This window comes from Streptomyces griseorubiginosus, assembly GCF_001514195.1.
GTDB lineage: Bacteria > Actinomycetota > Actinomycetes > Streptomycetales > Streptomycetaceae > Streptomyces > Streptomyces griseorubiginosus.
Map to the genome: position 1 here is coordinate 1,136,526 of NZ_KQ948735.1, position 26,126 is coordinate 1,162,651.

The window sequence follows — 26,126 nt, forward strand, 5'->3', positions numbered from 1 at the left end:
GGCTTTTCCTGCCCGTACGGTGGAGTGGTGGACGCCCTTGCCGAGCTCGACCGCCGGATCGCGGACTGCCGGGCCTGTCCCCGGCTGGTCGAGTGGCGGGAGGACGTGGCCCGGACCAAGCGGGCCGCCTTCGCCGACTGGACGTACTGGGGGCGGCCGGTGCCCGGGTTCGGGCCCGCGGACGCGCGGATGCTGATCGTCGGGCTCGCTCCGGCCGCGCACGGCGGGAACCGCACCGGGCGGATGTTCACCGGTGACCGCTCCGGGGACGTGCTGTACCGCGCGCTGTACGACATCGGGCTGGCCTCGCAGCCGACGGCGGTGACCGCCGACGACGGTCTGGAGCTGTACGGCGTGCGGATCACCTCGCCGGTGCACTGCGCCCCGCCCGCCAACAAGCCGACCCCCGGGGAGCGCGACACCTGCCGGCCCTGGCTGGTCCAGGAGCTGAACCTGTTGCGGCCGACGCTGCGGTCCGTCGTCGTGCTCGGGGCCTTCGGCTGGCAGGCGGCGCTGCCCGCGTTCACGGCGGCCGGCTGGAGCGTGCCCCGGCCTAGGCCCGTCTTCGGACACGGGGCACGCGTCCCGCTCGACGGCCTCGAACTCTTCTGCTGCTTCCACGTCAGCCAGCGCAACACCTTCACCGGCAAGCTCACACCCGAGATGCTGAGGGATGTGCTGGGCACGGCGGCCGAGGCGGCGGGACTGCGGAGCCGTACTCCTTGAAGACCGTGGGGCCGTACTCCTGAAGCCCGCGGAGCCGTACTCCTGGAGCCCGTGAAGCCGTACCCCTTGAACAGCGGGCGGCGTCCGGCTCAGTCCGTCCCTGCGGACTCCCCGAACAACTGCCGTACCGTCGACTCGTAGTTGGTGCGGACGTGCGCGAGGGCGTGCGCGCGGGCCCGGTCGGGGTCGCCCGAGGCGATGGCCTCGTACAACTCGCGGTGTTCGACGAGGAGTTGGGGCCACTCCTCGTTCCTGCGGGTCATCCAGCGCAGTCGCCCGGCGACCGGTTCCAGCGCCTCCACCAGCAGGCTGTTGCGGGCCATGGCCACGATGCTGTCGTGCAGCCGGCTGTTGATGTCGGTGATGGTCTCGGCGTCCCCCGCCGCGGTCGCGGTCGCGGCGAGGTCCAGGAGCCGCTCGACCTCGGCGAGGTCCTCGGGGGTCGCCCGGGCCGCGGCCAGACCGGCGGCACAGACCTCCAGTGCCTCGCGCAGTTCGAAGAGTTCCCTGACGTCGTTCGGGGTCAGTCGCCGTACGACCGTCCGGCGCGGGGTCTCGAAGTGGACGAAGCCCTCGGCGACCAGGGCGCGGATCGCCTCGCGGACCGGCACCCGGGAGACCCCGAAGCGGTCGGCGAGCTCCCGCTCCACCAGTCGGTCGCCCGGGCGCAGTCCGCCCGCGATGATCTCCTGCCGCAGGGTGGCCAGGACACGTTCGCGGACGGCGCCGAGGGGCTCGGTGTTCGTCGTGGAGCTCATGGAGCCATCTTCTCCGACGCCGGTGCCGTCGTTGACCGCCGGAGCCGTGTTAGGGGGCCGCCTGTTTTACGGAGCCTTAACGAACGCGACATCGGTCGGAACTCTTGACGGAGGGACCATGTCGGCAGTTTGGTATACCAAAACTGGATGCCAGGCGGCCGCCATCCTCCTGTCCCCCGTCCTTGGAGGCCCCGTGTCCCTCGCCGACAGCGCCGAAGCCACCGGTGCACCAGCGTTCGTCCCCGATCCCCGGCTCACCAACGAAGACCTCGCGCCCGCGGGCAAGCGCAACTGGAAGGTCTTCGACCTCTTCGCCATGTGGATGTCCGACGTCCACAACCTGGGCAACTACACCTTCGCCGCCGGTCTGCTGGTCCTCGGCATGAACGTCTGGCAGGTCTTCACGTCCCTGCTCGTCGGCTTCGTGCTCATCTACGTCGGCATGAACTGGATGGGCAGGATCGGCCAGCGCCACGGCGTGCCGTTCCCCGTGGTCAGCCGCATCAGCTTCGGCGTCTGGGGCGCCAACATCCCGGCCCTGATCCGGGCCGTGATCGCCATCATGTGGTACGGCATCCAGACCTACCTGGCCTCCGTCGCGGTCAACGTGATGCTGCTGGCCGCCTGGCCGGGACTGGAGTCCTGGACCCACAGCTCCTTCCTCGGCCTCGACGCGCTCGGCTGGGTCTCCTTCGTCTCCCTCTGGCTCATCCAGGCGCTCATCATCAGCCAGGGCATGGAGTCGGTCCGCAAGTTCCAGGACTTCTGCGGCCCGGCGATCTGGCTGGTCATGATCGCCCTCGCGATCTGGGTCCTGGCCAAGGCCGGCTGGAGCATCTCGCTCACCACCACCCCGCACCCGGTGTCGGTCGGCGAGCAGTGGCGGCAGTGGTTCGGCGCGATCGGCCTGATCCTCGCCACCTACGGCACCCTGATGCTCAACTTCTGCGACTTCTCCCGCTTCGCTCCGGACTACAAGACCGTCCGCCGCGGCAACTTCTGGGGCCTGCCCATCAACTCCACGGCCTTCGTGGTCGTCTCCGTGATCGTCACCGCGGGTTCGCTGGAGGTCTGGGGCCAGGCCATCACCGACCCGGCCGAACTGGTCGCCAAGGTCGGCAACACCTGGGTGATGGTGCTGGGCGCGCTCACCTTCGCCGTCGCCACCATGGGCGTCAACATCGTCGCCAACTTCGTCTCACCGGCGTACGACCTCGCCAACGTCTGGCCGCAGAAGATCACCTTCAAGGTCGGCGGCATGATCAGCACGGTCGCCGCCCTCGTCGTGACCCCGTGGAACCTCTTCTCCAACCCCACCGTCGTCAACTACTTCCTCGGCGGCCTCGGCGCCTTCCTCGGCCCGCTGTTCGGCGTGATCATGCTGGACTACTACTGGGTCAAGAAGGGCCGCGTCGACGTCGACGAGCTGTTCAAGGCCGAGCCCGGCTCCCGCTACTACTACCGCAAGGGCGTCAACCCCAAGGCCCTGTGGGCGTTCCTGCCCGCGGCCGCCGTCGCCGGAGTCCTCGCTCTGGTGAAGACCTTCAGCGACGTGGCCCCGTACTCCTGGTTCATCGGTACGGCCCTCGCGGCCGGCCTGTACGCACTGCTGTGCCGCACCGAGCGAGCCGCTCCTGCGGTCCCCGAGGCCGTGGAGGTCTGAGAGACGTGCGGATCGTCGTCACCAACTGCAACACCACGCAGGAGATGACCGAGGAGATCGTACGAGGTGCCCGGGCCGCCGCAGGCCCGGGCACCACCGTGCTCGGGCTCACCCCGCGGTGGGGACCCGAGTCCGCGGAGGGCTGGCTCGACAGCTATCTCTCCGCGGCCGCGGTCATCGACCTGCTGCGCACCTACGAGGGTCCTTCCTACGACGCCGTCGTCATGGCCGGGTTCGGTGAGCACGGACGTGAGGGCGTCCGGGAGTTGGTGGACGTGCCGGTCATCGACATCACCGAGGCCGCCGCCCATCTGGCCTGTCTGCTCGGCCGCCGCTACGGCGTGGTGACCACGCTGGAGCGCTCCTGCGGGCAGATCGAGGACAGCCTGGAGCTGGCGGGGGTGGGCCGCAACTGCGCCGCCGTCGTCGGGACCGGCCTCGGGGTGCTCGACCTGCGGGACGCGGAACGCACCGAGGCCGCCTTCCTCGCGGCCGCCGAGCGGGTACGGGAGGCGGGCGCGGAGGTTCTGGTGCTGGGGTGCGCCGGGATGACCGGGTTGCAGCGGGCGGTGGGGGAGAAGCTCGGTCTGCCCGTCGTCGACGGGGTGGGGGCGGCGGTGAAGCTGGCGGAGTCGCTGGTGGGCCTCGGGCTCAGCACCAGCCGGGCGGGAGGGTACGCACGACCGGTGCCGAAGCGGCGCGTGTGGGGACCGCCGGCCGCGGGGTGATCCTGCTGTGGGGTGACTGTGCCGGGGTGACCCCGCTCGGGGGTGGCCCTGCTCGGGGGGCCTGCTAGGGGGTGGCCCTGCTAGGGGGCGACCCTGCTCGGGGGGTGACCGTCAGGGCCGCCAGACGTACCGCACGTCCGGCTCCCGTTCCTCGTTGCCGCTGCCGTCGGTGCGCTCGGCCTCGACGAAGCCGTGGCGTTCGTAGAAACGGTGGGCGGGCTTGTTGACCTGGAAGGTCCACAGGCTCAGGCCCTGCGGGGACCGCTCCTTGGCGAGCGCGACGAACCGGTCGCCGATGCCGCGTCCCCGCCAGTCCGGGTCGAGATACAGCTGGGACAGCAGGCCCTCGGCGAGGACCATGAGTCCCACGACCCGCCCCTCCGCGTCGGCCACCCACGTCTCACGCGCGGGAACCACCACGTCCCGTATGTACGCGCGCACCTCGTCGTCTGACCGGGGCCGGACGACCGTCGGCAACGCGGCGGCGAAGGAGCGCAGATAGACGTCGGCCGTGGCCGAGGCGTCGGCGGCGGTGGCCCGGCGGATGACGACCCCGCTCACCGCGTCCCCTCCTCCGGGTCCGGGACGACCGCCGTGGCCGTGATCTCCACCAGCTGGCCGGTGTACCCGAGGCAGGCGACCCCGATCAGCGTCGACGAGTGCGGACCGCTGCTCAGCCCGGACGCCTCGACGACCTCCCACACGGTGGACAGCACCGCGGGCTCGCTGCTCACCACGTACACGTCGGTGGCCAGCACATGCTCCAAGTCGCTGCCGACGGAACGCAGTTGCTCCCGCAGATTCGCGATGACCTGCTCGGCCTGCCGCGCGGGATCCCCCTCGCCGACGAGATTCCCCTGGCCGTCCAGCGGAACGGACCCGGCGAGAAACGCGAGCTTCGTGCCGGCCTCGACGACGGAGGCGTGCGAGTACGTGGGCGGCGGGAAGAGGGCCGGGGCGGTGACGCGCTGGATCACGGGGGCTCCTGTGACGAACGGCGGGCAACCTTTCGATCATCGGGGGCGGGAGGAGGGGACCGCACCTGAATTTCCGGGCCCGACCGGAACCGGTCCACCGCCCGCAGCCTGGGCAGCGCCGCTTCCCGTACCGCCCGCCGCCTTCGCAGCGCCGCCTCGCGCACCGCGCCGGACCGCCGCACGGCCACCGCCGCAACAGCCCTGAACTCCTCGCTCCGCTCCACCGCCTCGACCCGCTCGACGCTGTAGAGGCGGGTCGGCGGGGCCGTACGGAAGTACGGGTTGGCCCGCCGCAGATCGGGCTCGCCCAGCAGCCGGCGGATCATCCCCGCCGTCCAGCCCCGGGCCCGCAGACCCGCGGCGGACAGATGCGTGCGCCGCGCCCGCGGCTCCTGGTCCCGCAGTTCCTGGTCCCGCAGTTCCTGGCCCCGCTTGTCCTGGTCCCGCTCGTCCGTCGTCATCGCTGATTCCCCCGTCGTCGTGACACTGAGTGACGACTTCATTGATAACGCGCACCACTGACAACGGCCCCCGAGGCCTCGGAAACCCCGTGGAAAGGCGCCCTCCGCCTTCGTACGCTGCGACCGTGCCGACCTCCCTCTCCGACGCCGATTTCCTCGCCGCCACCGCCGACCGCCTGGCCGCCCTCCCCACGGTCCGGGCCGTGGCCCTCGGGGGCTCGCGGGCCCAGGGCACCGCGCGGCCGGACAGCGACTGGGACCTCGCGATCTACTACCGCGGCGACTTCGACCCCGCCGACCTGCGCGCGGTCGGCTGGCAGGGCGAGGTGTCCGAGGTCGGCGGGTGGGGTGGCGGGGTGTTCAACGGGGGTGCCTGGCTGACGGTCGACGGGCGTCGGGTCGACGTCCACTACCGCGATCTCGACGTGGTGGAAGGGGAGTTGGCGCAGGCGCAGGAGGGCCGCTTCCGGGTGGAGCCGCTGCTGTTCCATCTCGCGGGGATCCCCACCTATCTCGTCGTGGCCGAACTCGCCGTCAACCAGGTCCTGCGGGGAGACCTCCCGCGCCCGGCGGCCTATCCGGCGAAGCTCCGCGCCTCGGCCGCCGCCCGCTGGCGCGACACCGCCCACCTCACCCTCGCCTACGCCGAGGCCAACCACGCCCCGGCGGGCCGCCTCGCCGAGACCGCGGGGGCCCTCGCCACGGCCGCCGCCCAGATGGGGCACTCCGTGCTGGCGGCCCGGGGGGAGTGGGTGACGAACGAGAAGCGGCTGCTGGAGCGGGCCGGATTGCGGGAGACGGACCGGATCGTCGAGTCGCTGTCGACGGCACCCGGGTCGGCCGTCCGCGCGGTCACGGAGGCACGGGCGCTGTTCGACCGGGTGGGCTGAGCGGTCGTAGGGCTGCGGCCGTAGAGCTGCTGCCGGCTCGCGAAACCGCGTTGCGTTCATAAAGAACGTGGCTTGTGCATGCATCGTCACACACGGGTAACACAAGGGTCCCGTAGCCTCCAAGAACGCGCTTTACCGTGGAGGACACCGCTCAGCGCCCGGCCACCGTCGCCCGAAGGCACACCCCCGCCTCGCCCAGACGACAGGAGCCCCGTGTCACTCGCCCCACCGCCCTGGCTCGCCCACGCTCTCCGCGCCCAGCGGGGGCCGATCCCGTGGAGCGCCGTGGTGCGGGGGGCCCTGTCCGCGGGGCCCCTGCTGTGCGCCGGGGTGCTCGCCGACCGCACCTCGCTCGGTGTCGTCGCCGCCATCGCCGCCATGCTGGCCGGGATCAACGACCGGCCCGGGAGCCGGCGGGCGTCCGTGAAGCGGATCGGGATGCCGGCCCTCGCCGGTGCGGCCGGGATGGCCCTCGGCACCTATGCGGGGGACCACATGGGGGCCGTCGCCCTCACCGCTCTGCTCACCCTCGTCGGACTGGTCGCCGGCGGTGTCAGCGCCGTCGGGCCCGTCGCCTCCGGGGCCGGGACCCAACTGCTCGTCACGTCGGCGATCGGGGCGGGCATGCCGTTGCCCGAGGAAGGGTGGCTGCGGGCTCTCGTCTACCTCGGCGGGGCCTGCTGGCTGCTCGGGCTGCGGCTCGTGCTGCCCACTCCGGGCGCGCTGGCCGGGGACTTCCGGTTCGACGGGGAACGGGAGGCCGTGGCCGCCGTCTACGACGCCGTCGCCGAACTCCTCGACGCCGTCGGCACCGAGCGGGCCGGTGACCGGCGCGTCGCCCTCACCGCCGCCCTCGACCACGCCCAGGACGCCCTCACCGGTCCCCGGCTGCGGCGGTACGCCAGCTCCTCCGCCGAGCGGCGGCTGCACGCGCAGTACGCCGCCGCGCTGCCCCTCGCCGAGGCCGCCACCGCGCTCGCCTGGGCCGGGGAGGCGGTGCCGGAGCGGGCCTGCGCCGGACCCCGCCGGCTCGCCGTCGCCGTACGGGAGAACACGCACACCGGACCGCTGCCCGCGCCCACCCGGTCGGCCCCCGCGCTGCGGGCGCTCGACGACGCGCTGCTGCGGGCCGCCGAGGCCTTCGACCGGGGGCGCGGCGGCGATCTGCACACCCGTAGGCGCACCGCCCGGGGCGTGCTGCGGTCCGTCCTCGGGGCCGGCGGGCGGGAGTACGGGCTGCGGGTCGCCCTCTGCTTCGGGGCGAGCGTCGCCGTCGCCCAGGCCCTGCACCACTCCCGCTGGTACGGGGAGCACGCGCACTGGTACTGGCTGCCCGCCACCACCGTCTTCCTCGTCAAGCCGGACCTCGGACCGCTGGCCTCCCGGGTGCTGTGCCGGGCCGCCGGAACCGTCCTCGGGGCGCTGGTCTTCGCCGGGTTCGCGCTCGTGCTGCCGCGGCCCGAGGGGCTCGTCGCGCTCGTCGCCGTCAGCGGGGCGCTCATCCCGGTGGCCACCCGGCACTTCGCCGCGCAGACCGCCGTCGTCACGGTGCTCGTCCTGGCGCTCGTGATGGTCGGCGGCGAACCGCAGGCCTCCGCCGGCCGGATCACCGAGACCCTGCTCGCCTGCGCGATCGTGCTGATCGTGGGGCACCTGCCGATGCCGGGGCAGCGCGGCGGGGGAGTGCGGGCCCGGCTGGCGGCGGCGGGCGGAGCGGCCGAGGCGTACCTCGCGCACGTCCTGCGGGAGGCCGAGGGGGCCGTCGTGCGGAGGCATGGTGACACCCGAGTGGTACGGCCGACCGACGGGCGGCCCGTGTCGCGTAGCGCCCTGCCCGCCGTACGGGACGCCCGTGTCGAGGGTACCGCCGCCGATGACACCCGACCCCTGCGCTGGACCCTCCGCCGTGAGGCCTATCGCGCGCTCGCCGAGGCCCGTACCGCCATCGCGCTCGCCGCCGCCGAACTCCCCGCGCTCGCAAGGCACTCGGAGGGTGCCGAGGAGATCGCCGCCGTGCTCGAACGGCTCGTCGACACGACCACCGCGTGCGCCGTCCACCTCGACGACTCCGGACGGCTCACCGCCGGCGACCTGGACCGGATCACCGGCCTCCTCGACGAACTCGGGCGACTTGACGAGGGGCACGGGCTGGTGGGGCTGCGGCGCTCCGAACTGCCGCTCGCCGGATAGGAGTTCAGTGGGGGTGCAGGAGTTCACGCACCTCACGGTGCTTGGTCGCGACCGCACCGCGTCACAGGCGCACCCACACCGGTGCGTGGTCCGACGCCGTCGCGTCCCGCCGCGCCGCCGGATCCGCGCCGACCGACGGCAGCCGCATCGCGCCCTCGTGCGGTAGGCCCGTGCCCGCCTCCCGGACCCGGTGTATCAGGTGGTGGTCGCACAGGATGTGGTCGATCAGCTCGCGGCGACCGGCGTTGACCCGAGAGTAGCGTTCCTCGGCGGGAATCAGCGGGGCCGTGTCCCACAGGCGGCCCGCGTCGCCCTTGTCGGGCATCTTGTAGCCGGAGGTGCCGATCTCGGAGCCGGGCGGGCCGAGCAGGATCTGGGTGGTCGCGGCCTGCACCTCGTCGTTCAGGTCACCGAGCACCATCACGTTCCGCTCCCGTCCGTCGCCGTCCAGCAGCTCGTCGGCCAGCGCCCTGAGGGCCGTCGCCTCCGCCGCCCGGCGGTACAGGGCGTACGCCCCGAAGCGGGCCCGCTCACCCTCGTCGCGCGGCTGGAAGCGGCCGCCCGGGTACGACAGCAGCTTCGACTTGAGGTGGGCCACCGCCACCCGCAGCGGCCCGCGGTCCGTCTCCACCTCCACCGCCAGGAAGCCGCGGCCCGACCCCGCCACCGTCGCGCCCTCGTCGTCGGCCTGGACCGGCCGCAGCTTTGGCGGGAACACGGTGGTGTCGGCCAGCACCTCGAAGGGGTTGCGGGAGATCACGCCGACCCGGATGCCCCGGCCGTCCGGGTGCCGTGAGGTCGCGACGGTCCAGCCGCTGCCGAGCAGGTCGACCAGGTCCTGCAGGGCCTCCGGCTCGCCGACCTCCTGCACCGCCAGCAGCGTCGGATCGAGGCCGGTGATGGTGGCGGCGAGGGCGGCGAGCTTCGCGTCGTAGGCCGCCTTGTCCCGGGGGCCGAAGGGGCCGCCGGGACGGTACAGGTTCTCCAGGTTCCAGGTGCCGAGAAGCATGCCGGGCTCCCTTCAGAAGCCGGTCCGCATGAAGGTGTGTTGTTGTCGGGCCGTCCGGCCGGGCCTGCCGTGAAAGGTGTCGTCGTCGGGCCGTCCGGCCAGGCCCTGCCGTGAAAGGTGTCGTCGTCGGGCCGTCCGGCCGGGCCTGCCATGAAAGGTGTCGTCGTCGGGCCGTTCGGTCAGGCCCCCTGCCGTGAGGCCAGCGTGCCCCGTCAGCACGGGCCGCGACAGAGCCCTGACGGGATGCGCGGTTCGGCTCACGCACCGCGCCCATCACGCCGTACGTTGGCGTGATGACCGACTCTCGCGCCGGCTCCTCCGACGGTTCCGCCGCCGGTTCTCCCGACCCTTCCGCCGCCGGCTCGACTGCCGGTTCACCCGCTGATCTCATCATCACCGGATGCACCGTCCTCGTGCACGACGATCAAGAGCGGATCGGGTTCGAGGAGGACGCCGCGATCGTCGTACGGGACGGGGCCGTGGTGTCGGTGACGAGCGCCGACGCCGTACGGGAGCTGCCCGCCACCGAGCGGATCGACGCCCGGGGCCAGGTCGCGATGCCCGGGCTCGTCAACTGCCACACCCACGCGCCCATGGTCACCCTGCGCGGGGTCGCCGAGGACCTGCCGACCGAGGAGTGGTTCAACGACGTCGTCTGGCCGGTCGAGTCCAACCTCACGGAGAGAGACGTGGAGTTGGGGGCGCGGCTGGCCTGTGCCGAGATGATCCGGGGCGGTGTCACCTGCTTCGCCGACCACTACTTCTCGATGGACGCCGTCGCCGCGGTCGTCGACGCGTGCGGCATGCGGGCGCACCTCGGCGAGGCCTACTTCTCCTCGCAGGGCCCCCAAGGGCGCGAGCGGTCACTGGAGTTCGCCCTGCGGCACCGCGGCGGCGCCGGTGGCCGCATCACCACGGCCCTCGCCCCGCACGCCCCCTACACCGTCGACGACGCCGACCTCGCCGCGACCGCGTCGCTCGCCCACGCGCACGGGCTCCCCGTCCACCTCCACGCCTCCGAGAACCGCGACCAGGCCGAGGCGAGCCTCGCCCGGCACGGCGTCACCCCCGTCGAGGTGCTCCACCGCACCGGGATCCTCGACACGGACGTCCTGATCGCCCACGGCACCGGCATCCTCGACCGCGACCTGCCGCTCCTGTCGCGTGCCGCCGGTCGTACGGCCGTCGCCACCGCACCGCGCGGCTACCTCAAGTTCGCCTGGCCCACCACCACGCCCGTGCGCGCCCTGCACGACCTCGGCATCCCCGTCGGACTCGCCACGGACGGGGCCGCCTCGAACAACTCCCTCGACGTGTGGGAGTCGATGGCGCTCACCGCGCTCGTCCAGAAGTCGACCACCGGAGACCCCCGCTGGCTGACGGTCCGTCAAGCCCTGCACCACGCAAGCCTCCAGAGCGCCCGCGCGGTCGGACTCGGTGACGTCGTCGGCCGCATCGCGCCCGGCCGGCGCGCCGACATCGTCCTGGTCGACCTCACCGGTCCGCACACCCAGCCCGTCCACGACCTCGCCGCCACGCTCGTCCACAGCGCCCGCTCCTCCGACGTCCGCACCACGATCGTCGACGGCCGCGTCCTGATGCGGGACCGTGCGCTGCTGACCGTCGATGTGGCCGCCGTCGTGGGGGAGTTGGCCGAACGGATGCCCGCGCTGCTGGACCGGAGCCACGGCCGGCGGATCCAGGAGTACGACACCTGACAGCCGGACGTGAGGTGCCGTACCGAGGTGATTCCCCGTGATCTCCCGCGAGAGATTTCCCGTGGCAGCGATGAGTTCCGCCCGTCCCCTCGGTCAGCACTCCCGACGGACCGTCGCACAGGAGGGACCCCATGGCGCTTCCGGAGATCACCTCGCGAGAGGAATGGCGCGCTGCCCGCGCGGAGTTGCTGGTCAGGGAGAAGGCGGCCACGCGCGCGAGGGACGCGCTCAACGCCGAGCGGCGCCGGCTGCCCATGGTCGAGATCGAGGAGGAGTACGTCTTCGAGGGCGGCGACGGCAAGGCCACCCTGCTCGACCTCTTCGAGGGACGCCACCAGCTGGTCGTCCACCACTTCATGTTCGCGCCCGAATGGGACGCCGGGTGCCGCAGCTGCTCCGCCTTCCTGGACCAGATCGGGCATCTCGCCCATCTGAAGGCACGGGGGACGACGTTCGCCGCCGTGTCGAGGGCGCCGTACCCGAAGATCCTGCCGTTCAAGGCGCGGATGGGCTGGACCGTGCCCTGGTACTCGTCGTACGGCGGCCGCTTCAACCACGACTTCGAGGTCACCCTGGAGACCGGCGGGGAGCAGACCGAGCGGCCCGGGGTCAGCTGCTTCCTCAAGGAGGCCGACCGGGTCTTCCACACCTACTCGACCTATGAACGCGGTCTCGACGGGCTCGGCTCGACCACCAGCCTCCTCGACCTCACCGCGCTCGGGCGGCAGGAGGAATGGGAGGAACCCGCGGGCCGGGCTTCCGCTCTCGGAGCGCCTGCCGGCTCCGTGCGCATCAGGTATCACGACGAGTACGACTTCTGACACGGAAAGTAGCGAAAGTGATCGTTGAGTAACCGGACTCTCACACTTCGCGCTGAACCCGTGTCAGCTACGTCTCAGTACGGCAACGCAACGAGGCGATCCGGCTCCGGAAGGCGTTAACTCCTACAAGCGCTCCACGGGTGAGCGCCACGCTTTCTGGAGGTGCAGGATGGTGAACGGGCGAACAGTGCTCGAACGCTTTCCCGCCGGTGGGCCACGAGGATCATGGCCCGCGGAGGAGTTCGCGCAGGCGAGGCGTCTCGAGGGACAGCCGGCCGAGGTCGTCATGGACCTCGCGTCCGACATGTTCCTGGTGATCGTCCGCAGTGGAGGGGCGGCCGACGCCGTCGCATGAGGTCAGCCCGCCTCCTCGGCGGGCACCTTTGCCGTGAACTGCTCGGCCTGGAGCGTGTACAGCTCCGCGTAGACCCCACCGGAGGCCAGAAGCTCGTCGGGCGTGCCCGACTCCACCAGCCGGCCTTGCTCCAGGACATGCACCAGGTCCGCGTGGCGTACGGACGCCAGCCGGTGGGTGATCAGGACGACCGTCTGACCGGTGCCTGCCAGGGCGCGGATCTTCTCGAAGACCTCCAGCTCGGCGCGTGCGTCCAGAGCGGCCGTCGGCTCGTCCACGATCAGGATGTGGCCGCTGCGGTAGGCGGCCCGGGCGATCCCGAGCCGCTGCCACTGTCCGCCGGACAGCTCGTGCCCGCCGCTGAAGTTGCGGGCCAGCAGGGTGTCCAGGCCGCGCGGCAGATCCTCGAGGACGTCCCCGGCCCCGGCCTCCGCGACCGCGCCGGCCACCCGCTCGTCGGTGAGCGGCACCGAGGAACGGCCGACAGCCACATTGACGCGGGCGGTGAACGGCCACCGCTTGAAGTCCTGGGCGACCATCGCGACCCGCTCGGCGAGCAGCCGCCGGTCCGCCCGCGCCGCGTCCACGTCGTCCCACAGGATCCGGCCCCGATCGGGGGCGTACAGGCCGGCCAGCAGTTTGACCAGCGTGGTCTTGCCCGAGCCGTTCTCGCCGACCAGCGCGACGATCTTGCCGAGCGGCAGGGTGAGCGTCACGTCGTCGAGGGCGGGGCGGGTCGCGTCACCCGGGTAGGTGAAGGAGACGTTCTCGAAGCGGATCTCGCGCGGGTCGTCCGGCAGCGCGACCCCGCCCACCGGGATCGCCCGCTCGGCCGCCTCCCGGTACAGCCGCTGGAGATCGCCGACGAACAGCGCGTCCTCGTGCAGCGAGTTCACCTCCATGACCAGCGTCTCCAGGCTCTGCGAGCCGGTACGGATCGCGATCACCGCCGTACCGGCCACGGACAGGGCCATGGCGCCCGCCAGCAGCAGTCCGCCCAGCGTCGCGTACGTCGCCGCGGTGGCGAGGCCTGTCCAGCACGCCGCGATCAGTCCGGTGCGGGCCGCGAGCCGGGCCAGCCGGGCCTGCTCCGCCTCCGCCGTCTCCGCCATCGACCGGAAGTGCCGCAGCAGGAACGGACCCACCCCGTGCACCCGGATCTCCGGCGCCGCCTCGGGCTCGATCAGCAGGGCGCCGAGCAGCCGGCCGGCCCGTACGTGCTGCACCCAGGCGTGGTACCACTCGTAGTGCCTGCGGGCGATGGTCAGCGCGCTCCACGCGCTCGGGATCGTCATCGTGACCAGCAGTGGCAGCAGCGCCGGATGCAGCACGGTCAGGACGCCCGCCGCCGCGATCATCGAGATCGCCGCGTTGATCACCCGAGTGGCGCTCGGGATCATCCGGCGGGCCGAGCTCGCGCCGTACTGCGCGGTGTCCAGCAGCTTGTGGAAGGCGTGGTCCTCGATCGCGGACAGTTCCACGGCCGCCGCCAGCTCCAGATACCGCTCGGTCGCCACCCGCTCGACCTTGGGTTCGAGCCGCCCGGTGGCGTACGTCGACGCGGCCCGCAGCAGTGCCCCGACCAGCATCACGGCACCCATGGTGACCAGGGCGGGCACGGCCTCCCGCAGCCGGTCCTCCAGCGGGCCCCCGCCGATCAGCCGGCCCAGCACACTGTTGACGGCGAGCAGACTCACGGCCTGGGCCAGACCGCGGCCCACCTCGGCGGCCAGCACGGTCCGGGCGGCCTGCCGGTCGGCCTGCCAGGCCAGCCGCATACTCGCCGACAGCAGCACCGGCAACCGGACGACCATGGACCGGAACCCCAGCTCCAGGAAGGCGTCGGAGTGCGAGTTCCACCCCATGTCGTACCGCAGCGGCCCGCCGAACAGCAGCCGCTCGGACTCGGAGACGCCGGGTTGCTTCGCGTCGCTCTGTTTCCCCACCGTGGACCTCCCCCGATCGCTGGACGGGGGTCACTATGGCGGGGTGGGCGGGGCTGGGGCAGGGCGCAGAAGGTCATGGTGAATACACGCGGGGCGCACACCCGCCTTCGGGGGCGCGGGGCGGTGTCACTCTGCGGCTCCGCCGCGCGGGCGCGACCAGCCCCCACTCAGCCGCACCCGAAGGACGGCCCAGCCGGCCGAGTCAACCCGCGGAGCTGACCGGCCGGGACCAGCTCGGCGTCGTTCCCGTCAGGCGGCACAACGCCAGGTACAGCGGTATCGGCGGTGTGTAGGGCAGCGTCCCCTCGGGCCGATGCACGAGAGACGGCACCACCGGGGCGTCCGGAACAACCGCCCCGGTGGCGTATTGAGCGGGCGCGGGCCATTCGAGGGCGTAGTCGGAGTCGGCGGGCACGAGCCACCACCAGTGCGTGTCATCGGCGTACACGCACCCGACCCGCGGCAGCCGGGGCACCAGCTGCTGCCCCAGCAGGGCCGGCATCCCCACCGCGTCGCAGCCCAACGGCACCGTCATGCCCTGCGGCACGGCGAGCCGGAACGGGGTGCCGGGCGCCCGCAGCCCGCGGCGAAGGCGGACCAGCGAGTCCAGGGTCAGCACCGGGCCGCCGGACCCGCTGCTCACGCCCATGCGCCCAGGCCCCCTGTGCCGTGATCGCGCGCGTGTCCCTCGGGCTCGGCCCGGTGATGCTCCTCGGCCTCGTCCCCCTGGCCGGAACCCCCGGAGGGAACCGGCTTGGGCCGGGCACCCCAGCCCAGGTCGTTGCGCGGGCCGGTGTCCGCGCGGGGCTGGTCCGCCTTGCGCGGCAGCTCCGCCCAGACCAGCAGCCCGGGGCCGTGCTCATGGGCGCCCCACGCGTGGCAGAGGGAGTCGACCAGGAGCAGTCCCCTGCCGTGCTCCTCTTCGCCGCGCTGCGGCGACGGGCGGGGTTCACCCGGCGCACAGCCCTCGTCGCGTACGGCTATACGCACCAGGTCGTCGTTGTCGTGCAGCTCGCAGACCACACGGCTGCTCGCGGTGTGCACGATGGCGTTGGTGACGAGTTCGGAGACCACCAGGGCCGCCGAGTCGCAGGTGTCCTCGCAGACCGACCAATGGGTCAGTCTGGCCCTCGTCAGGCGTCTGGCCTGCGCCGGGGAGCCCGGGTGCGCGGCCAGCTCGAAACGGAACCGGCGCCGGGCGGCAGCCCTGTCGGGCCCCGCTCTCCCGGCGGCTCCAAGACCCTGGGGGCGGCCTTCGGCAGCGTCTGTTCCTAAGGGCGGGGACGGAATCACGCTTGCCACTATCGCCCCGTCGTGAACACTTGGCAAGTGTCACTCTGAAAAATGCAGAGTGCTGTGTGACGTGGTGGGAGGCCATGGCACACTGCTCGCAACAGCATCTTGAGCGGCGCCAGTTGGGATCACCGGAGATCCGTACGCATCGGTATTCGTACCGATGGTTGTATCCGTACAGATTTTCGATTAGGTCTTCGAATGGCGCCGCTGGGCTGTCAGCATGCAGACGGCTCGGCTTCAGTCGAATCAGTCGGCTCAGTTGACTTCGATACGGGACTTCGTGGAGGTGGAGCGTGAGCGAACCGCGGTCCGCGCCGACGGTCGGCCAGGTCGTCCTCGGCCGGCGCCTGCTGGACCTGCGGGAACGCGCCGGGCTCAAGCGCGAGGAGGCGGCCCGTATCCTCCGCGTCGCCCCCGCCACCGTCCGCCGGATGGAGATGGCCGAGGTCGGCCTCAAGATCCCCTACCTCCAGCTGCTGCTGAAGGCCTACGGCGTCTCCGACCAGGAGGCCGAGGACTTCGTCCAGCTCGCCGAGGACGCCAACCGCCCCGGCTGGTGGCAGCGCTTCCACGACGTGCTGCCCGGCTGGTTCTCGATGCACGTCAGCCTGGAGGGCGCGGCCGCCCTCATCCGCGAGTACGAGCCGCACTTCGTGCCCGGTCTGCTCCAGACCGAGGACTACGCGCGTGGCGTGCTGCGCTCCGGTGCCATCGGCCAGACCAGCCCCGAGGACATCGAGCGCCATGTCGCCCTGCGCATGGAACGTCAAGGACTGCTCACCCGTCAGGACGCGCCCCGGCTGTGGGTCGTCATGGACGAGACCGTGCTGCGCCGCCCCGTCGGCGGCCCGGAGGTGATGCGTGCCCAGATCGACAAACTGCTCGAGGCAACGAAGCTGCCCAACGTGACGCTCCAGGTCGCCCCGTTCGCCAACGGGCCGCACCCCGGGACGTACGGGCCCTTCGTGCTCTTCCGATTCGCCGTGCCCGAACTTCCGGACATGGTCTACAGCGAGTACCTGACCGGCGCGGTCTATCTGGACGCGCGCGTGGAGGTGGCGACCCACCTCGAGGTCATGGACCGCATGGCGGCGCAGGCCGCTACAGCACATCGCACGAAGGAGTTCCTCCGGGACCTCCGCAAGGAGTTGTGAATGAACCGCATCACGCCGCGTCACTCCGTCTACAACGGCATGCCCGCGAGGGAGCTGGGGAGCGAGGGCTGGCACAAGCCGTGGAGCGGCGGCAACGGCGGCAACTGCCTGGAGGCGATGAAGCTCGCCGACGGCCGGATCGCCGTCCGCCAGTCCACCGACCCGGACGGACCCGCGCTGATCTACACCACCGACGAGATGACCGCCTTCATCGAGGGGGCCAAGGCGGGGGTGGCCGACTTCCTGCTCTCCTGACGTCGTTGTTCATGTGCTCCGTTGCTCCAGTGCTGCATGTTTCATTGCTCATGCTCCATCGTTCAATTGCTCGGTAATCACTGACAGGTTGAGGTGCTGTGGCGGCACCTGGGCGTCTGCCGGCGGAAGTGCTCCGCACAGTGCCTCCAGGGCCGCCGCGTACGCGTGCTCGGACGGGGTCGCGTATCCCACGACCAGGCCGTCGCGGGCCGGCATGTCCGTGTCCGGTCCGCCGGGCCCGTCCGGTCCGTCCGTCGCGTCGGGGTGGCGGAACTCCGCGAGTCCGTCCAGCGCGACGCCCTGCCAGGTCGCGGCCTTCACGGCCGACCGCTCGGTGCCGGGCGGCAGCCGCAGCACGGCGTGCAGGCCCGCCGCGACCCCGCTGACCTCGATGTGCGGCGCGCGTTCGGCCAGCGCGGCGACGAGCCGGTCCCGGCGGGCACGGTACCGCTGCCGCATCCGCCGCACATGACGGTCGTAGGACCCGGAGACGATGAGGTCGGCGAAGGCCAGCTGGTCGAGGACGCTCGCCCAGGCCTCCCGTTCGCCCTTGGCCGCGAGCACGTCACCGACGTACCGCTCGGGCAGCACCATCCATCCCAGCCGCACCGCGGGCGACAGGCTCTTGCTGACCGAGCCGATGAGGATCACCCGCTCGGGGTCGAGGCTCTGGAGGGCGCCGACGGGTTTGCGGTCGTAGCGGAACTCCCCGTCGTAGTCGTCCTCCAGCACCACCCCGCCCCGCGCGCGTGCCCAGTCGACCACCGCCGCCCGCCGCTCGGGGTGCAGCGGGCCGCCGGTGGGGAACTGGTGCGCGGGCGTGAGCAGGACCGCGCGCTCGCGGGTGAGCCGGTCGACCCGGGCGCCGTGTTCGTCGATCGGGAGCGGCACGGTCCGTACCCCCTCGGCGGCCAGCAGCTCGCGGTGGAAGGGCAGTCCGTACGCCTCCACGGCGAGGGGGCCGCGCAGGACCTGCCTGCCTCTGCCCTTCTCTGAGCCTGCGCCTCCGCCTCCGCCGAACAGCAGCCGCAGGGCGTGTGCGAAGCCGGAGCAGACGACGATCCGGTCCGGTTCGGTCCGTACGCCACGCGCGCGTGCGAGGTATTCGGCGAGGGCCTCCCTCAGCTCGGGGCGCCCGGCCGGGTCACCGGGCCCGAAAACCTCGTTGGGCGCCTGCTGGAGGGCCCGGCGGTAGGAGGCGAGCCAGGCGCCCCGGGGGAAGGCGGAGACGTCGGGGGTGCCTTGGCGGAGGTCGTGGACTCGTGCGACTGGGCGTGGGCGTGGCCTTGGGCTTGGGCTCGGGTGTGGGCTTGCGTGTGGGCGTGGAGGCGGCTGCCGGTCCGGAGGTCGGGTCGCGTTCGTCGTGGGCCTTTTCGGGCGTACGGCGGTGTGGGGCGGCCAGGTCTGTTCGGCGACCCGGGTCCCGGAGCCCTGGCGGGCGGTGAGCCAGCCCTCGGCGACGAGTTCGGCGTAGGCGTCGGCGACCGTGTTGCGGGCGACGCCCAGGTCGGCGGCGAGCGAGCGGTAGGGCGGCAGCCGGGTTCCGGGGGCGAGCCGGCCGCTGCGGACGGCGTCCCGCAGCGCCCGGGCCAGCGCGGCCCGCTTGCTCCCCGGACCGGAGAGCTCCAGATGCAGGTCGGAGCCGCCTGTCCGCTCCCCGGAATTGACCCATGATTCTGCCATGGAAATGCACCCTACAGCCGGTCTTTCCGGCTCGTAGGTTGGTCCCATGACGACGACGAACACGCACGTGACCGGTACGGCCCGACTGAACTTCGCGAAGACGGCACCCAAGGTGTTCCGCGCTCTGATCGGCTTCGACGCGGCCGCCCGCGAGGGTCTCGACCCCGCCCTCGTCGAACTGATCCAGATCCGCGCCTCCCACCTCAACCGCTGCGCGTACTGCCTGCACATGCACACCAACGACGCCCGCAAGGCCGGCGAGACCGAGGACCGCCTCCACATGGTCCCGGTCTGGCGGGAGGCCCGGCACTTCTTCACCGAGCGGGAACAGGCGGCCCTGGCCCTCACCGAGGCGGTCACGCTGGTGGCCGACGCAGGAGTCCCCGACGAGGTCTACGCCCAGGCGGCGGCACACTTCGACGAGCAGGAACTGGCCCACGTCCTGTCCCTGATCCTCGCGATCAACACCTGGAACCGGGTGGCGCTGTCGACGGCGAAGGTCGCGGGGACCGACGAGCGGGGCTGAGCGTCCTGCCCCCGGGCGTTCCTGTTCCCGGACGCGACGTCCCCGTCCCTGGACGGTATGTTCCCCGTTCCTAGACGGTCATGGGGCGGTCGTACGGCCCGATCGGTGCCGGAAGTCGCGAACTTCCCGTCAGGTACCGGTCGACCGCCGCCGCGACCGCCCGTCCCTCCGCGATCGCCCACACGATCAACGACTGTCCCCGGGCGGCGTCCCCCGCGGCGAACACCCCCGCCGCGTTCGTACGGAACTCCTCGTCGCGTGCGATCGTCCCGCGCGGCTCCAGCTCCAACCCCAGCTGCTCCACCAGTCCGTCGCCCAGGTCCGGTCCGGAGAACCCGAGCGCGAGGAGCACGAGGTCGGCCGGAAGCGTCCGCCCCGTCCCCGCCACGGGCCTGCGGGCCGCGTCCACGCCGACGAGATGCAGCGACCGCACCCGCCCCTCGGCGTCGCCCTCGAAGCGGAGCGTCGACGCGGCGAACAACCGCGCGTCCGCGTCGGCCGCGGGCGCGGTCGCCAGCGCCCCGGCCTCCTCGTGCGCCGCCGAGAGCCGGTAGATCCTCGGGTACGTGGGCCAGGGTTCGGCATCCTCGTCCCGCACACCCTCCGGCTGCGCGTAGATGTCCAACTGGGTCACGGAAGCGGCCCCTTCACGCACCGCCGTGCCCAGACAGTCCGCCCCCGTGTCACCCCCGCCCACGATGACGACATGCTTCCCGGCCGCCGACAACGGGGAGACCTCCAGATCCCCCTCGCACACTCGGTTCGCCGCCGGCAGGTACTCCATGGCCTGCCACACCCCGGCCAACTCCCGCCCCGGCACGTCCAGTTCACGCCATGCCGTGGCCCCCGTCGCGATCACCAACGCGTCGTACCGTGCCCTGAGCTCCGCGGCCCCCACATCCCGCCCGACCGCCGTGGACGTACGGAACTTCGTCCCCTCGGCCCGCATCTGCTCGATCCGCCGCTCCAGATGGTGCTTCTCCATCTTGAACTCGGGGATGCCGTACCGCATCAGGCCGCCCAGCCGGTCGTCCTTCTCGTAGACGGCGACCGTGTGCCCCGCCCGGGTCAACTGCTGGGCCGCCGCGAGCCCGGTCGGGCCCGATCCGATCACCGCGACGGTCCGCCCGGACAGCCGGTCCGGCGGCCGCGGCGGCGCGAACCCGAGCTCCCAGGCCCGGTCCGCGACGGCCACCTCGACGTTCTTGATGGTGACCGCCGGCTGGTTGATGGCGAGCACACACCCCGCCTCGCACGGCGCCGGGCACAACCGCCCGGTGAACTCGGGGAAGTTGTTCGTCGCGTGCAGCCGGTCCGCGGCCTGCCGCCAGTCCTCCCGGGAGACGAGGTCGTTCCACTCCGGGATGAGATTCCCCAGCGGACAGGCCTCGTGGCAGAACGGGATCCCGCAGTCCATGCAGCGGTCCGCCTGCTTGCTGACGATGGGCAGCAGCGCCCCGGGGACGTACACCTCGTCCCAGTCCCGAACCCGCTCCTCCACCGGCCTACGAGGCCAGTCCCGGCGAGGCGTGCTCATGAATCCCTTGGGATCGGCCATGGCCGTCTTCCTTGCTCGCGCTGGTGACGCCGACGCGTCCGACGCGGCCGTGCGTCATCGGGCGGCACGCTGGCGGAACTCCTTCCGGCCACGATACGACTCCGCGGCCCCCTGCGCAGAGTGCCGTCGGGTACGCAGGGACGGTGCTCTCCTGCACCTGCCGCGCGGGCCGCGCCCCTCAGGTGAGGGCCAGTACGTACGCCACCGCCGCCGCGCCCGAGGCGATCGCGCGGACGTGGTTCCACATCGTCCACTCCCGCACGTACGTCGGCCAGTACGTCGCCGCCTCCGTGGTACCGGGGGCCAGCTTCAGCAGGGCGTCGTTGCGAGGCACGTTCGCCACCATCGTCAGCCCGAACGAGCCGAACAGATAGAGCGCGCTGCCCACCAGCAGCTCCGCCGTCCCCTCGTCCGGCCACAGCACGAACGTCACCACCGCGATCACCGCGCACAGCACCGCGGAGCCCGCGAACACGGCCATGAACGGCGGCCGCACCGCGTTCACGTTGATCGAGTTCATCGCGGCGACGCCCTGCGCGGGCGGCAACGCGGCGAGAGCCCGCATCACGAAGGTCGAGAACGCGCAGAACACGCCGGCCACCAGCCCGGTCCCGAGCACGCCCAGCACCACCAGCCAGAAGTAAGGCCCATCGATCATCACCACACCAGCTCCCGCCTCCGGCCGGGCCCCGGACCCGGCACCACCCGTCCCCACCAGTCAAACCCGCGCCCTCCCTCGTGAACCATGGCCTGTCGGCGCACTCCCATACGCGAGCGTCCAGGGCGGGGCGGGGCAGAGGGGGGCAGGGCAGGCGGGGCAGGGCGGGCGAGGCAGGGCGGAGAGCGGAGACGGCTGACCTGCCGGGTGCCCGGGTGCCCGGGTGTGCGGTGCGGGGTGCGGGGTGCCGGGTGCCCGGGTGTGCGGTGTGGGGTGCGGGGTGCCGGGTGCCCGGGTGGGGGGTGTGGGGTGCGGGGTGCCAGGTGTGGAATGCCCCCCCGGGTGTCGAGTGCTGGGTGTCGGGGGCCTGGTGTCCGTCGTCCACCGGCGGCCGTCGGGTGATCGGCGCCCGCCTGCCGTGGTCGGCCGGTTCCCTCAAGTCCGGCCTCAGCCCGCCGCTTCCCGCACCTCCGCCCCCGCAGCCCGCCACTCCCTCAGTACCGCCTCCACATCCCCCGCGATCCGCCGTCGGGCCTCATGCCGCGCCACCCCGCTCATCAACAACGCGTCATACGGCGTGTCCACATGCCGTACGGAGGCCACCACCGCCGACACCACCGCACCCTCCGACAACGCCCGCCCCGCCGCGCTCCTCCCCACCCGCCCACTGCCCCGCGCCGACGCGTGCGAGGCGATGGCCGCGGCCCGCTCGTCCGGGCACCCGGGAAACAGCCGCCGGATCTCCGCGGCGAACGCCTCCGCGAACCGCACGTCCTCCGCCGCCCGCCGCCGCGCGTCCCGCGCCCGACGCCGCCGCCGTGCCTCCGCGTCCGCGAGACACCGCTCCTCGGCCCGCGCCAGCCCGGCTTCCTCGACGAGCACCCCCTGCCGCTCGTACCGCCCCTTTCGCCGGTTGAAGCGCACCACCACCGCCCACAGCGCACTCTCCTCCCGCGACCGCCGCGTGAGTGCCGTGTCCCCGCGCGGCAGGAAGACCAGATGCCCGAGGTCGGCGCAGTCAAGGCAGCGAGGCGCCCCACTCTCCATGACGAGCAGCGCCAACGGCCCTCTTCGGCACTCCGCGCAGTGCCGTCTCCGCAGCGGCTGGACGACCAGAGGACCACCACGGGCCGGGGGAGGGGAGGGGCGTGCCGGGCTTGCCATGACGAGTTCATTCCCCTTCCACGGCCACGACCGACACCGCCGGTTGACGCATCATGGCCCTGTGCGACTCGAAGCGATCACCTGGGAACGGCTCGGCGACCAACTGGCCGACCGGGTCCTCGACCTGAAGCCGGCCGACGGCAGCCCCTGGCCCCGTGTCGCGCTCGACGGCGCCCCAGCGGCCCGACCGGACGAGCTCGCCGAACGGATCGGCGAGGCCCTGCGCATACGCGGTCGCCCCTCGCTCGTCGTCGGCATGCAGGGCTTTTTGCGTCCTGCCTCGCTCCGCCTGGAATACGGCCGCCACGACCTGGAGGCCTACTACAACGGCTGGTTCGACACCGCGGCCCTCTGGCGCGAGGTCTTCGGCCCGCTCGAACCCGGCGGAGACGGACGCGTCCTGCCCGACCTCTGGGACCCGGTCACCGACCGCGCCACCCGCAGCCCCTACGTCCAACTCCCGCCCGGCGGAGTCCTGCTGCTCCACGGCCCCCTCCTGCTGCGCCACTGGTTCCCCTTCGACCTGTCCGTCCACGTCCTCCTCTCCACGGGCGCCCTCCGCCGCCGCACCCCCGAGACCGACCACTGGACCCTGCCCGCCTACGAGCGCTACGCCGAGGAGACCGACCCGGCCGGCACCGCGGACGTCCTCGTGCGCGCCGACGACCCCCGCCACCCGGCGTGGAGCGGCTGATCCTCTTTCGTGGCTTCCTCGCCGCCGGGTTCCGGGTGCGAGCCCCCGGTGGCGCCGGGAGAATGTGGGGCGTCGGGACTTGCGGTGCCGTCCGCGCCGCGCCGGCCGTCCGGCACGGGAGGTACCCATGACCACCGCCGGAGACATCATGCACCGGGGTGCCCAGTGGATCCCGGCCCACGAGACCCTCGACCGCGCCGCCCAGCTGATGCGGGAACTCGGCGTCGGAGCCCTGCCCATCAGCGACGAGAACGAACGGCTGTGCGGCATCCTCACCGACCGCGACATCGTCATCGGCTGTGTGGCCGTCGGCCACGACCCGGCCCGCGTCACCGCGGGCGAGATGGCCCAGGGCACCCCGCGCTGGATCGACGCGAGCGCCGACGTCGACGCCGTCCTCCACGAGATGCGCGAACACCGGATCCGCAGGCTCCCCGTGATCGAGGACAAGCGCCTGGTCGGCATGATCAGCGAGGCCGACCTGGCCCGGCACCTGACGGACGAACAGATCGCCGACTGGGCGGGAAGCGTCTACGCCCCCTCCTCCACCACCCACTGACCCGCCGCGCGGACGGTCCCCCTCACAGCCAACCGTTGCGCCGGAAGCCGCGGTAGAGCACCCCGCAGGCGGCGGCTATCACACCCATGACCAGCGGATAACCGAACTTCCAGTGCAGCTCCGGCATGTGCTCGAAGTTCATTCCGTACACCCCGCAGACCATCGTGGGCACGGCGATCACCGCGGCCCACGCGGTGATCTTCCGCATGTCCTCGTTCTGCGCGACCGTCACCTGCGCGAGGTGGGCCTGGAGGATCGAGTTGAGCAGTTCGTCGAAGGCGGCGATCTGCTCCTTGGCCCGCAGCAGATGGTCCGAGACATCGCGGAAGTACGCCTGTATCTCCGGGGCGACGACCTGGATCGGCCGGGTCGACAACTCCTCGAGGGGACGGCCGAGCGGGGCCACCGCCCGCTTCAGCTCCAGCAGTTCACGCTTGAGCTGGTAGATGCGGCCCGGGTCGACCCGGGCGCCGCTCTCCGAGAACACCGCCGTCTCGACCAGGTCGATGTCCGACTGCACGGCGTCGGTGACACTCAGGTAGTCGTCGACCACGTGGTCCGCGATGGCGTGCAGCACCGCGGCCGGCCCCTTGGCGAGTTGCGCGGGGTCGGCCTCCAGCTCCTCGCGCAGCGGGCCCAGCGATCCATGACTGCCGTGCCGCACCGTGATCACGAAGTCCTCGCCGACGAACACCATGATCTCGCCGGTGTTGACCACCTCGCTCGTCGCCGTGAGCTCCTCGTGCTCCACGTAGCAGACCGTCTTGAACACCGCGAACAGTGTCTCGCCGTAGCGCTCCACCTTCGGCCGCTGATGGGCCTCGACCGCGTCCTCGACGGCCAGCGGATGCAGGTCGAAGAGGTCGGCGATGCCCTCGAACTCGTGGTCCGACGGCTCGTGCAGACCGAGCCAGACGAAGCCGTCACGGCTGTCGCGCACCCGCTCCACGGTGTCCACCAGATCACCGTCGACCGGGATCCGCGCCCCCTCCTTGTACGTCACGCAGTTGACGACCGAGGTGCCCAGCGGGGAACGGGCGTGGTGGCTCAGGTCGACACGCGGGCGCCGTCGGGCCAGCCGGGCCACCTTGCGCAGCCCGCCGACCCTGCCGAGGCCCGTGACCTTGCGCAGATTCCCTGCCATGGACATCTGGATCTCCTTGCGTGGATCTCCCCGTTCGACGCGTTGCTGCGCCCTGGCGAGCCAGTGTGCCAGTCCGACGTAAGCAGCGGGTGAGCCTGTGGAAAGGGGGCATTCCGGTTGGTTCCCGCCTGTGGACAACCGAACCGGAGCCCCCATCTCGTCGTGGCGAACGCGTCGTCCGTTCCGGACAAGCCCGGCAACTGGGATCATCTCCGCATGACACGAACCGACGGGTATCTGCTCGACAACCGGCAGGCGGAGGCGGCGGAGCGCTTCGACGCCTTCGCGACCCTCTTCGACCCCACGACCTTCCGGCACCTCGAAGGATTCGGCATCGGGCCCGGCTGGCGCTGCTGGGAGGTCGGCGCCGGCGGCACCTCCGTGGTGTCCTGGCTGGCGAAGAAGGTCGGCCCGACCGGCAAGGTCGTCGCCACGGACATCGACACCACCCGGCTCGCCCCGGCGGCCCGCCCGCCCGTGGACGTCCGCGTCCACGACGTGAGCGCCGAGGAACCGCCCGGGGACGGCTTCGACCTGGTGCACGCCCGGCTCGTCCTCGTCCATGTGCCGGACCGCGCCCGGGCGTTGCAGTCCATGATCAAGTCCCTGCGTCCCGGCGGGCGACTCCTGCTGGAGGACGCCGACCCCGCTCTCCAGCCCCTGACCTGCCCCGACGAGTACGGCCCCGAGCAGCAGTTGGCGAACCGGCTGCGGCACGGCTTCCGCTCGTTGCTCGCCGACCGCGGCGCCGACCTCTCCTACGGCCGCACCCTCCCGCGGCTGCTCCGCGAGGCCGGTCTGCGTCAGGTGACCGCCGACGCGTACTTCCCGCTCGCCTCACCGGCCTGCGCGGCACTGGAGTCCGCCACGATCCGCCAGATCCGCGACCAACTCGTCACGGCGGGACTGGCCACGGACGAGGACATCGACCAGCACCTCGCGAACGTGGCCACCGGGACGATGGATCTGGCCACGGCCCCGCTGATCTCGGCTTGGGGGCGCAAGGCGTAGCGGCGTGACGGCCGTAGGGGGTGGTGGTCGGATGCCGGTGGGCGGCGACGGCGTGCGGTCGTGGCGGTGGGCGTCGGAGGGCGGTCGTGGCGCCCGGTGGCGGCGGTGGGCGTCGGAGGGCGTGAACCGGTGGGTCGTATCACCGGACCGGGCACCGGCAGCACGCGCCCACCACGTCCGCA

Annotated in this window: 27 protein-coding genes; 14 read left to right on the forward strand and 13 right to left on the reverse strand. The window is 72.2% G+C overall.

Annotated elements, in window-relative coordinates; all coding sequences use genetic code 11:
- Positions 1-27: 27 nt before the first annotated feature.
- Entirely contained in the window at positions 28-726 is a 699-nt protein-coding gene (locus AQJ54_RS11440) for a uracil-DNA glycosylase (protein WP_062237123.1), read from the forward strand.
- 89 nt (positions 727-815) lie between these two features.
- Here the strand turns inward: AQJ54_RS11440 and AQJ54_RS11445 are convergent, their stop codons facing one another.
- Complete coding sequence (locus AQJ54_RS11445; RefSeq protein WP_062024572.1) at positions 816-1,484, reverse strand: GntR family transcriptional regulator; 669 nt, start codon at positions 1,482-1,484, stop codon at positions 816-818.
- A gap of 193 nt (positions 1,485-1,677) precedes the next feature.
- On the opposite strand from AQJ54_RS11445, the gene AQJ54_RS11450 reads away from it, so the two are divergent.
- Positions 1,678-3,147 carry an NCS1 family nucleobase:cation symporter-1 gene (locus AQJ54_RS11450; protein ID WP_062236528.1) on the forward strand — a complete coding sequence of 490 codons (1,470 nt, stop codon included), beginning with the start codon at positions 1,678-1,680 and terminating at the stop codon, positions 3,145-3,147.
- A gap of 5 nt (positions 3,148-3,152) precedes the next feature.
- Positions 3,153-3,875 carry an aspartate/glutamate racemase family protein gene (locus AQJ54_RS11455; protein ID WP_062236531.1) on the forward strand — a complete coding sequence of 241 codons (723 nt, stop codon included), beginning with the start codon at positions 3,153-3,155 and terminating at the stop codon, positions 3,873-3,875.
- 111 nt (positions 3,876-3,986) lie between these two features.
- Here the strand turns inward: AQJ54_RS11455 and AQJ54_RS11460 are convergent, their stop codons facing one another.
- Genes AQJ54_RS11460 through AQJ54_RS46365 form a run of 3 tightly spaced genes read right to left on the reverse strand, consistent with a single transcriptional unit; the run spans position 3,987 to position 5,313 of the window.
- Entirely contained in the window at positions 3,987-4,436 is a 450-nt protein-coding gene (locus tag AQJ54_RS11460) for a GNAT family N-acetyltransferase (RefSeq protein ID WP_062024566.1), read from the reverse strand.
- Positions 4,433-4,852 (reverse strand): RidA family protein, encoded by a 420-nt coding sequence (locus tag AQJ54_RS11465; RefSeq protein ID WP_062236534.1) that lies wholly within the window; start codon positions 4,850-4,852, stop codon positions 4,433-4,435. Before AQJ54_RS11465 ends, AQJ54_RS11460 begins: the two co-directional genes overlap by 4 nt.
- A complete protein-coding gene (locus AQJ54_RS46365; RefSeq protein WP_062236537.1) occupies positions 4,849-5,313 on the reverse strand; it encodes a hypothetical protein in 465 nt (154 codons plus the stop codon). The genes AQJ54_RS11465 and AQJ54_RS46365 overlap by 4 nt, the downstream gene beginning before the upstream one ends.
- 125 nt (positions 5,314-5,438) lie before the next feature.
- On the opposite strand from AQJ54_RS46365, the gene AQJ54_RS11475 reads away from it, so the two are divergent.
- Together AQJ54_RS11475 and AQJ54_RS11480 are read left to right on the forward strand one after the other, a co-directional pair.
- Entirely contained in the window at positions 5,439-6,203 is a 765-nt protein-coding gene (locus AQJ54_RS11475) for a nucleotidyltransferase domain-containing protein (protein ID WP_062236540.1), read from the forward strand.
- Positions 6,204-6,416: 213 nt separating this feature from the next.
- Positions 6,417-8,393, forward strand: a complete 1,977-nt coding sequence (locus AQJ54_RS11480) for an FUSC family protein (protein ID WP_062236543.1) — start codon at positions 6,417-6,419, stop codon at positions 8,391-8,393.
- Between the two features lie 61 nt (positions 8,394-8,454).
- Here AQJ54_RS11480 and AQJ54_RS11485 read toward each other — a convergent pair whose 3' ends face one another.
- Positions 8,455-9,402 carry an endonuclease/exonuclease/phosphatase family protein gene (locus AQJ54_RS11485; protein ID WP_062236545.1) on the reverse strand — a complete coding sequence of 316 codons (948 nt, stop codon included), beginning with the start codon at positions 9,400-9,402 and terminating at the stop codon, positions 8,455-8,457.
- 293 nt (positions 9,403-9,695) lie between these two features.
- Between AQJ54_RS11485 and AQJ54_RS11490 the strand changes: the two genes are divergently transcribed.
- From AQJ54_RS11490 to AQJ54_RS11500, 3 genes are all read left to right on the forward strand, one after another.
- Positions 9,696-11,120, forward strand: a complete 1,425-nt coding sequence (locus AQJ54_RS11490; protein WP_079069820.1) for an amidohydrolase — start codon at positions 9,696-9,698, stop codon at positions 11,118-11,120.
- 131 nt (positions 11,121-11,251) lie between these two features.
- Positions 11,252-11,941, forward strand: a complete 690-nt coding sequence (locus AQJ54_RS11495; protein WP_062236548.1) for a DUF899 domain-containing protein — start codon at positions 11,252-11,254, stop codon at positions 11,939-11,941.
- Between the two features lie 169 nt (positions 11,942-12,110).
- Positions 12,111-12,296, forward strand: coding sequence for a hypothetical protein (locus AQJ54_RS11500; RefSeq protein ID WP_020137566.1), 186 nt, complete (start codon positions 12,111-12,113; stop codon positions 12,294-12,296).
- A gap of 2 nt (positions 12,297-12,298) precedes the next feature.
- Here the strand turns inward: AQJ54_RS11500 and AQJ54_RS11505 are convergent, their stop codons facing one another.
- From AQJ54_RS11505 to AQJ54_RS11515, 3 genes are all read right to left on the reverse strand, one after another.
- Positions 12,299-14,161: an ABC transporter ATP-binding protein gene (locus AQJ54_RS11505; protein WP_388206030.1), complete on the reverse strand. Its 1,863-nt coding sequence runs from the start codon at positions 14,159-14,161 to the stop codon at positions 12,299-12,301.
- A gap of 283 nt (positions 14,162-14,444) precedes the next feature.
- Positions 14,445-14,891, reverse strand: coding sequence for a hypothetical protein (locus AQJ54_RS11510; RefSeq protein WP_020137568.1), 447 nt, complete (start codon positions 14,889-14,891; stop codon positions 14,445-14,447).
- On the reverse strand, positions 14,882-15,544 hold the full coding sequence (locus AQJ54_RS11515) for an ATP-binding protein (RefSeq protein ID WP_246091201.1): 663 nt from the start codon (positions 15,542-15,544) through the stop codon (positions 14,882-14,884). Before AQJ54_RS11515 ends, AQJ54_RS11510 begins: the two co-directional genes overlap by 10 nt.
- Before the next feature lie 287 nt (positions 15,545-15,831).
- Between AQJ54_RS11515 and AQJ54_RS11520 the strand changes: the two genes are divergently transcribed.
- Positions 15,832-16,692, forward strand: coding sequence for a helix-turn-helix domain-containing protein (locus tag AQJ54_RS11520; RefSeq protein WP_062024548.1), 861 nt, complete (start codon positions 15,832-15,834; stop codon positions 16,690-16,692).
- The gene (locus AQJ54_RS11525; protein ID WP_020137571.1) at positions 16,693-16,947 is read left to right on the forward strand and encodes a DUF397 domain-containing protein; all 255 of its coding nucleotides are present in this window, start codon (positions 16,693-16,695) and stop codon (positions 16,945-16,947) included.
- Between the two features lie 48 nt (positions 16,948-16,995).
- Here the strand turns inward: AQJ54_RS11525 and pdxR are convergent, their stop codons facing one another.
- Positions 16,996-18,630: a MocR-like pyridoxine biosynthesis transcription factor PdxR gene (pdxR, locus tag AQJ54_RS11530; protein WP_062236553.1), complete on the reverse strand. Its 1,635-nt coding sequence runs from the start codon at positions 18,628-18,630 to the stop codon at positions 16,996-16,998.
- Positions 18,631-18,676: 46 nt separating this feature from the next.
- On the opposite strand from pdxR, the gene AQJ54_RS11535 reads away from it, so the two are divergent.
- Positions 18,677-19,156 (forward strand): carboxymuconolactone decarboxylase family protein, encoded by a 480-nt coding sequence (locus tag AQJ54_RS11535; protein ID WP_062236556.1) that lies wholly within the window; start codon positions 18,677-18,679, stop codon positions 19,154-19,156.
- A 70-nt stretch (positions 19,157-19,226) separates the two neighbouring features.
- Here AQJ54_RS11535 and AQJ54_RS11540 read toward each other — a convergent pair whose 3' ends face one another.
- The 3 genes from AQJ54_RS11540 to AQJ54_RS11550 form a co-directional block, all read right to left on the reverse strand.
- Complete coding sequence (locus AQJ54_RS11540; RefSeq protein ID WP_062236558.1) at positions 19,227-20,714, reverse strand: glutamate synthase subunit beta; 1,488 nt, start codon at positions 20,712-20,714, stop codon at positions 19,227-19,229.
- Between the two features lie 178 nt (positions 20,715-20,892).
- The gene (locus AQJ54_RS11545) at positions 20,893-21,372 is read right to left on the reverse strand and encodes an anthrone oxygenase family protein (RefSeq protein ID WP_062025273.1); all 480 of its coding nucleotides are present in this window, start codon (positions 21,370-21,372) and stop codon (positions 20,893-20,895) included.
- Positions 21,373-21,819: 447 nt separating this feature from the next.
- Positions 21,820-22,536: a DUF2293 domain-containing protein gene (locus AQJ54_RS11550; protein WP_079069821.1), complete on the reverse strand. Its 717-nt coding sequence runs from the start codon at positions 22,534-22,536 to the stop codon at positions 21,820-21,822.
- A 61-nt stretch (positions 22,537-22,597) separates the two neighbouring features.
- Between AQJ54_RS11550 and AQJ54_RS11555 the strand changes: the two genes are divergently transcribed.
- Together AQJ54_RS11555 and AQJ54_RS11560 are read left to right on the forward strand one after the other, a co-directional pair.
- Positions 22,598-23,230, forward strand: a complete 633-nt coding sequence (locus AQJ54_RS11555) for a nucleoside/nucleotide kinase family protein (RefSeq protein WP_062236566.1) — start codon at positions 22,598-22,600, stop codon at positions 23,228-23,230.
- Positions 23,231-23,357: 127 nt separating this feature from the next.
- Positions 23,358-23,789: a CBS domain-containing protein gene (locus tag AQJ54_RS11560; protein ID WP_062236570.1), complete on the forward strand. Its 432-nt coding sequence runs from the start codon at positions 23,358-23,360 to the stop codon at positions 23,787-23,789.
- Between the two features lie 22 nt (positions 23,790-23,811).
- Here the strand turns inward: AQJ54_RS11560 and AQJ54_RS11565 are convergent, their stop codons facing one another.
- Positions 23,812-24,939: a magnesium and cobalt transport protein CorA gene (locus AQJ54_RS11565; protein ID WP_062024534.1), complete on the reverse strand. Its 1,128-nt coding sequence runs from the start codon at positions 24,937-24,939 to the stop codon at positions 23,812-23,814.
- A 210-nt stretch (positions 24,940-25,149) separates the two neighbouring features.
- On the opposite strand from AQJ54_RS11565, the gene AQJ54_RS11570 reads away from it, so the two are divergent.
- Positions 25,150-25,944, forward strand: a complete 795-nt coding sequence (locus tag AQJ54_RS11570) for a class I SAM-dependent methyltransferase (RefSeq protein WP_062237128.1) — start codon at positions 25,150-25,152, stop codon at positions 25,942-25,944.
- Positions 25,945-26,126: the final 182 nt, after the last annotated feature.